Consider the following 7,540-nt stretch of genomic DNA (forward strand, 5'->3'; position numbering starts at 1 on the left):
CCCGCTTTGGGGAGGATAGTATCATAGCGTGCGGGCGCGTTCTTCGACCTCGAACACCTCCAGCATGTCGCCGGCTTTGATGTCGTTGGTGTCCTGCAGCATCACGCCGCATTCCAGCCCGGCGCGCACTTCGGATACGTCGTCCTTGAACCGCCGCAGTGACGAAATCGTGGTTTTCGACACGATGACATCGTTGCGGGTAAGGCGCGCAAAGATGCCCTTGCGGATATAGCCTTCCAACACCAGCAGACCGGCCGCCTTGTCGCGCTTGCCCGCGGGGAACACATCCTTGACCTCGGCGCGGCCAACCACGGTTTCGATCCGTTCGGGGCCAAGCTCGCCGGCCATTTCCTTCGCGATCTCGTCGGTCAGCTGATAGATCACCTCGTGATATTTCAGCTGGACCTTGTTGCGCTGGATCAGTTCGCGCGCCTTGGCATTGGGGCGCACGTTGAACCCGATGATCGGCGCGCCGGTGGCCTGCGCCAGCGTCACGTCGCCCTCGGTAATTGCACCCACGCCCGATTGCAGCACGCGCACCTTGATCTCGTCGGTGGACAGGCGGTTGAGCGCGTTGACAATCGCCTCGGTCGATCCCTGCACATCGGCGCGGATCACCACCGGATATTCGATCACCGCTTCCTTGGCCTTCAGCGCCGAGAACATGGTGTCGATGGTCGCCTGGCTGGATGTCGTGCGCTTGGTATTGGCCAGTTCCTGACGATAGGCGGCCACTTCACGCGCACGCGCCTCGTTTTCCACAACGGTCAGCGTATCGCCGGCCATCGGCACACCGCCCAGCCCCAGCACCTCGACCGGCAGCGACGGCCCGGCAGTCTTGATCTGGCGGCCCTTGTCATCCAGCATCGCGCGCACGCGGCCCGATTGCGTGCCAACCACCAGCACATCGCCGATTTTCAGCGTGCCGCGCCGCACCAGCACGGTGGCCAGCGGCCCCTTGCCCTTGTCCAGCTTGGCCTCGACCACGGTGGCCTCGGCCGCGCGATCGGGATTGGCGCGCAGTTCCAGCAATTCGGCCTGCAGCAGGATCTTTTCGATCAGCGTATCCAGCCCGACGCCGGTGCGTGCGGACAATTCCACATCCTGCACTTCACCCGACATTTCTTCGACCAGCACTTCATATTCCAGCAGGCGTTCGCGAATCTTTTGCGGGTTTGCCTCGGGCTTGTCGCACTTGGTGATCGCCACGATCATCGGCACGCCGGCGGCCTTGGTATGGTTGATCGCCTCCACCGTCTGCGGCATGATGCCATCGTCCGCTGCCACCACCAGCACGACAATGTCGGTGACATTGGCGCCGCGCATGCGCATTTCGGTGAACGCTTCGTGGCCCGGCGTATCGAGGAAGGTGATGTATTCACCGCCCTTGGTCTTGATCTGATAGGCGCCGATATGCTGGGTGATCCCGCCCGCTTCGCCGCGCACCACATCGGTGCCGCGCAAGGCGTCGAGCAGGCTGGTCTTGCCGTGATCGACATGGCCCATGATCGTCACCACCGGCGGACGCGTTTTCAGCGTTTCATCGGTATCGACATCGGCGGTGTTGTCGATATCGATATCGGCATCGCTGACGCGCTGCACATTGTGGCCAAAATCGGTGACCAGCAATTCGGCGGTATCCTGGTCGATCGCCTGGTTGATGGTGACCATCATGCCCATCTTGAACAGGGCCTTGACCAGGTCGGCAGCCTTTTCCGCCATGCGGTTGGCCAGTTCCTGCACCGTGATCGCTTCGGGCACGATCACATCGCGCACCTGCTTTTCGCGGACATGCTGCTGCCCGGCGAAATGCGCACGGCGTTCCTTTTCGCGCGCGCGCTTCAGCGCGGCGAGCGAACGCGCACGCGCGCCTTCGTCCTCGTTCAGCGCCTTGGTCACGGTCAGCTTGCCAGCCTGGCGACGATCGTTGGCGTTCTTGTCGCGCGGGGCATGCGCCGGCTTTTTGGCGGCCGGTTCGGGCCGCTTGATCGGCGCGACCGGGGTAAACCGGCGCGGCGCGGTGGTGGTTACCGCCGCGGGCTGGGCCGTGGCGGCGTCACCGTCGGTGTCGGTCGCGGCGGGGGCTGGCGCCGCATCGACGCTGGCAGGTGCGGCAACCGCCACCTCGGCCACCGGCGCTGCCGGTTCGGGTGATGGCTCTGCCACGGGTGCGGCCGGGGCCATATCCGGCGTGTCATCGTGGGCGGCGGGACCATCGGCACGGCGCGCCTCTTCGCTGCGGCGGCGGGCCTCATCGGCCAGACGCTGACGTTCTTCCTGTTCGCGGCGGTTGTTGGCCTCTGCCGATGACAGGCGCGCCTCTTCGGCTTCGCGCAACAAACGTGTCTGCAGTTCCTGGCGCGTTTCGCGCGACGCGGCGGGTGCCGACGGCGGCGGGGGCGGCGGAGTCGGGCGCATGGCCGGCTGTGGCGGTGCGGCCGGCTGCGGCGCAGGCGCCGCATCAGCCACGGGGGCGGCTTCGCCCGGGCGGCCCATCAGCTTGCGCCGCTTGACCTCGACCACGACCTTGTTGGTGCGGCCGTGGCTGAAGGTCTGCTTGACCTCTCCAGCTTCCACCGAGGTCTTCAGGCCCAGTGGCCTGCGGCCGAGTGTCGGCTTTTTGTCGCTATCGGTCATCGAACTTCCATGTCCTTCGTATCAATTGCGTCGTGCGCATCGTCCGCAACGGTCGCCATTTCGGCAGACGCGTCGGCGGCAGATTCGCCCTTGGTAAAATGGTTCAGGCGCCCCAACAGCCCGTTCACGCGCGCGGCGGCGGCGGCATCGGTCAGCGCCAGGTGCACAACGTTGTCGCGGCCCAATGCCACAGACAAGCCCGCGCGGTCCAGCGGCAAGATGACGCCGCGCAATCCGCTGCCTTCGGCATTTTCGCCCACGCGCCAGGCCTGCGCCAGCTTGTTCGATCCGTCTTCGCCGGCATCGCTGGCATGGCCCAGAAACCGTACCACCCGCGCCCGCGCTGCGGCTGCGATCTTTTCCGTGCCCAGCACGATCATGCCTGAGCGCAGTTCAATCCCCAGCCGATCGGCCAGCGCGCGGCGCAGCGCAGTTTCGATGCGGTCGGACAGATCGGGCGGAATGGTCAGTGGCGTGCCCTTAAAGGCACGCGCCAGCGCGCCCTTCAGCTTGCCCTTGGCAATCGCGTGATCAAGCTCTGCGCGGGTAACGCCAATCCACGCGCCGCGCCCGGGCGCGCGCGCCAGTACATCGGGCAGCACATCGCCATCGGGCGACAGCGCCAGCCGGATCAGGCCATCGCGCGTGTCGTGTTGCCCGGTCAGGATACAGCGGCGCTCAGGCGCCACGGGCGCGACGCCGCGCCCGGGCGAACCATCATGGTCCACCCGGTCTGGCACGGGGGTGCCACCCGCGCCCCGGTGCTTGACCGGTTCGCGGGCCTTGCCCCGGATCTGCGCGCTTAGCGGTTCATTGCGAGGATTCCGCATGGGCGGCCTCCTCGGATGAGGCCGACGCAGCTGCCGGTTCGTCTTCGAACCAGTGCGCGCGCGCGGCCATGATGATTTCGTTGCCCTGTTCTTCGGTCAGCCCATATTCGCCCAGCACGCCGCCCTTGTCTTCGGTGCGTTCCGACCGTTCGCGGCGGTCAGGCCGTTCGGTGCTGTTGCTGCGCCGGCGCTGTTCGTTCACGCGCTTGCGGGCGATCAGTTCGTCGGTCGCCAGATCGGCCAGGTCGTCCAGGGTCAGGATTTTGGCCTTGCCCAGCGTCACCAGCATCGCTTCGGTCAGGTGCGGCAATTCAGCCAGGGCATCTTCGACACCCAGTGCGCGGCGTTCTTCGCGCTGGCCTTCTTCGCGGCGTTCCAGCGCTTCCAGCGCGCGGTTCTGCAACTCTCCAGCCAGTTCGTCGTCAAAGCCATCGATGTTCGACAGTTCGCTGATGTCGATATAGGCGACTTCCTCCAGTTCGCTGAACCCTTCGGCGACCAGCAGCTGCGACAGCGTTTCATCGACATCCAGCTCTTCTTCGAAGGTCTTGGACCGTTCGGTGAATTCCTTCTGACGCTTTTCCGACGCTTCGGCTTCGGTCATGATGTCGATCGCCGAACCGGTGAGGGCGGAGGCGAGGCGCACGTTCTGCCCGCGCCGGCCGATTGCCAGGCTCAGCTGGTCATCGGGCACCACCACTTCGATGCGGCTTTCTTCTTCGTCGATCACCACGCGGCTGACGGTGGCCGGCTGCAATGCGTTGACGACAAACGTCGCGGTGTCTTCGCTCCACGGGATGATGTCGATCTTTTCACCCTGCAGTTCCTGCACGACGGCCTGCACGCGGCTGCCCTTCATGCCGACGCAGGCACCGACCGGGTCGATCGAGCTGTCGCGGCTGATCACGCCGATCTTGGCGCGGCTGCCGGGGTCGCGCGCGGCGGCCTTGATTTCGATGATGCCGTCATAGATTTCGGGCACTTCCTGCGCAAACAGGCGCTTCATGAATTCGGGATGCGCGCGGCTGAGGAAAATCTGCGGGCCACGGTTGGTGCGTTCAACCTTCATGATCAGCGCACGTACGCGTTCACCCACCCGCGGCACTTCGCGCGGGATCTGCTGATCGCGGCGGATCACGCCTTCGGCGCGGCCCAGGTTGACGATGACATGGCCAAATTCGACCGATTTGATCACCCCGGTGATCACTTCGTTGGTCCGGTCCTTGAACTCTTCAAACTGGCGTTCGCGTTCGGCATCGCGGACCTTTTGAAAGATCACCTGCTTGGCCGATTGCGCGTCGATCCGCCCCAGTTCCACCGCGGGCAGCGGATCAACGATGAAATCGCCGATCACGGCGCCGGGCTGCAGCTTTTCCGCCTGCTTCAGATCGACCTGTTTGAAATAGTCTTCAACATTTTCGACCACTTCGACCACGCGCCACAGCCGCAGATCACCCGTGCGCGGGTCCAGCTTGGCCCGGATGTCGTTTTCCGCACCATAGCGGTTGCGCGCCGATTTCTGAATCGCCTCTTCCATCGCCTCAATGACGATGGATTTGTCGATCATCTTTTCGGTGGCGACCGCATTGGCAATCGCCAGAAGCTCGGCGCGGTTGGCAGAAATCGCACTGGCCATCGGTTAGTCTTCCTGTTCTTCGTCAATGTCCTGCGCACCGGTCATGTCCACCGGGCGGGATGCGGCAATCAGCCGGTCGGTCAGGACCAGCTTGGCATGGGCGACCAGATCGAACGGAATGGCATATACCACGGCGTCCTCCTCGATCGAAATGATGTTTGTGGCGGCGTCGAACCCGATCAGGTCGCCGCGCACCCGTTTGCGCTTGTCCAGCAGTTCGCGCAATTCAATCCGCGCCTCATGCCCGATCCACGCCGCATAATCCTTGGGCCGGGTCAGCGGGCGGTCGATTCCGGGCGAACTGACCTCCAGCCGATAGGCGCCTTCGACCAGCACCTCGCCGCCAGCCTCCAGCACGTCGATCTTGTCTGACACACGGCGCGACAGCGCGGCGCATTCCTCGATCAGCAATTGCCCGGTTTCGGGACGTTCGGCCATGATTTGCAGCGTGTGCTCTTCATCACCGACCTCGGTCTTTCCAAACAGCCTGACGCGCACGAGATCAAAGCCGAGCGCACGCGCCTCTGGCTCAACAATCTCGGTCAATCGTGCAGTATCGGCCATTCGTACTTTTTTCCGGGTTCGATTGCATCTGAAACAGTGAAACCCTGCCGGTGCCGGAGCGGCGCCAGCCTGACCTTGCTTTCACAATGTCGGGATCGGTCTTGCGGATAATCGTGCTCCGGCCAAAACGCAAGCGCAAAGCGGGCACACCACCGCATTGGCGTGAGTTTGGCAGAGGCCTTTTATCGCACCAATCATAGGCGCCGATTGCGATCCCTTGGTGAAAATTCCCACACGACTGTGGCAGTCCAGGTGACTGGATCACGCATTTCCGGGTGTTTCGCGCATTTGGCACGCGCTGTGCAATCCCATGGTCAACCGGGTTGGCCGGGGCAAGATGGCCCCTGCCCGCCCGGCATACCAAACGCATCAAAAGGAACATCGTCCCATGAAAACGCTTTCCATCCTGTTCGCCTCGCTGGTCATTTCAATGTCGCTGATGGCCGCAACCGTCATCGTGCCGGTCGGCGCCACCCAGTTCATCGCCTGAATTGCGCCAATTGAAACCCCATCGTGGAGCCTGTCATGAGCAACCGTTTCCATCTTAACCGCGCCAACGGCAAATTTCTGGGCGTCTGCGCCGGCATTGCCGACCAGTTCGGCTGGGACCCGCTGTGGGTGCGCATCGCCTTTGTCATCGGTACGCTGGCCGGGTTCGGTTCGGCAATCCTGATCTATATCGTGATCGCGCTGCTGGCGGATTGATGACCCTGATGCGAAGCTGCACTTACGTGCAGGCAGACCACCCGCCCCGCCTCCCGCGACGAAGAGCACAAAACGTCCGGGGGACGTTTTTGCCGAGGAGCCGACCACCACAGCATGATGGTATCATTGGTGGTCGGGCTCGCGAGGCGGGGCGGGTGGTCTGTGTCGCGCATCGCGCGACTTCATATTACGCGCCGCAACGGGCTGGTTCAAACCGGCCCGGCGCTGGCAAACGGGGAAAAATTGGTATCAGTGTCATAGACATCGACGCCTTCGCGAGACTTCAGGAACCCGACAATCCAATAGGTGAACGGGGTCAGCGCCATTTCCCACAGCACTTTGAACGCCCAGTTGGTGAACATCACCGATACGACGTCCGCCGTGGTCCAGGTGCCCAGAAAGGCAATCGGATAAAACAGCGCGCTGTCGACCGCCTGGCCAAAGATTGTCGATCCCCAGGTGCGGGTGAACAGCCAGCGGCCTTGCGTGAGCACCTTCATCCGCGCCAGCACAAACGAATTGACGAATTCACCCGCCCAGAACGCAATCACCGACGCGGCCACGATCCGCCAGGTGCTGCCAAACACCGAAACATAGGTAGTCTGGCACAGCGCCCCCTTTGACCCGGCTGCGACAATTGCGGCGAACTGCGGATCGCCGGTCGATGCGCAACCCCAGTCGGGCGACGGCGGCATGGCGACGACGACATAACTCATGATCGCCATGAACAGCAGCGCGAAAAACCCGACCCACACACAGCGCCGCGCGTTGGCATAGCCATAGACCTCGGTCAGCACATTGCCGAGCACATAGGAGATCGGAAAGAACAGGATGCCCGCACCAAAGGTCACGCCGCCGACGCGCGCCAGTTTGGCCGCGCCAATCAGGTTGGACAGCAGCAAAATGCCGACAAACGCCGCCATCATATAGTCGAAATAGCGGAAATGGCGACGCGCGCCAAGATTGCCGTCGATGCGGGAAAGCCGGGGATCACTCATAGGCGGCAAAGCTAGCCGGAAAATGCACGAGTGCAAGGCGTGTTTTGGTGCTGGCGCGGCGGTCCCGCATCATCACCCCCCAACAGGCACCAACTTCAACCCGTAGCGTCGCCCCGGGCTTGACTGTACAGACCGGCAAGATGGTGGACGGTTGTACGGGGACATGGTGG

General features: G+C 63.4%; 6 protein-coding genes. 1 reads left to right on the top strand and 5 read right to left on the bottom strand.

The window, feature by feature from the left end; translation table 11 throughout:
- Positions 1-21: 21 nt before the first annotated feature.
- Genes infB through rimP form a run of 4 tightly spaced genes read right to left on the bottom strand, consistent with a single transcriptional unit; the run spans position 22 to position 5,667 of the window.
- On the bottom strand, positions 22-2,637 hold the full coding sequence (infB, locus tag ABWP89_RS03240) for a translation initiation factor IF-2 (RefSeq protein ID WP_353227181.1): 2,616 nt from the start codon (positions 2,635-2,637) through the stop codon (positions 22-24).
- Complete coding sequence (locus ABWP89_RS03245; protein ID WP_353227183.1) at positions 2,634-3,467, bottom strand: DUF448 domain-containing protein; 834 nt, start codon at positions 3,465-3,467, stop codon at positions 2,634-2,636. The genes infB and ABWP89_RS03245 overlap by 4 nt, the downstream gene beginning before the upstream one ends.
- The gene (nusA, locus tag ABWP89_RS03250) at positions 3,448-5,103 is read right to left on the bottom strand and encodes a transcription termination factor NusA (RefSeq protein ID WP_353227184.1); all 1,656 of its coding nucleotides are present in this window, start codon (positions 5,101-5,103) and stop codon (positions 3,448-3,450) included. Before nusA ends, ABWP89_RS03245 begins: the two co-directional genes overlap by 20 nt.
- A 3-nt stretch (positions 5,104-5,106) precedes the next feature.
- Positions 5,107-5,667 carry a ribosome maturation protein RimP gene (gene rimP / locus ABWP89_RS03255; RefSeq protein WP_353227185.1) on the bottom strand — a complete coding sequence of 187 codons (561 nt, stop codon included), beginning with the start codon at positions 5,665-5,667 and terminating at the stop codon, positions 5,107-5,109.
- 525 nt (positions 5,668-6,192) lie between these two features.
- On the opposite strand from rimP, the gene ABWP89_RS03260 reads away from it, so the two are divergent.
- Entirely contained in the window at positions 6,193-6,372 is a 180-nt protein-coding gene (locus ABWP89_RS03260; RefSeq protein ID WP_353227187.1) for a PspC domain-containing protein, read from the top strand.
- A gap of 209 nt (positions 6,373-6,581) precedes the next feature.
- Here the strand turns inward: ABWP89_RS03260 and ABWP89_RS03265 are convergent, their stop codons facing one another.
- Entirely contained in the window at positions 6,582-7,370 is a 789-nt protein-coding gene (locus ABWP89_RS03265; RefSeq protein WP_353227189.1) for a queuosine precursor transporter, read from the bottom strand.
- Between the last annotated feature and the right edge of the window lie 170 nt (positions 7,371-7,540).

The sequence above is a fragment of the Novosphingobium sp. genome, from assembly GCF_040398825.1.
GTDB lineage: Bacteria > Pseudomonadota > Alphaproteobacteria > Sphingomonadales > Sphingomonadaceae > Novosphingobium.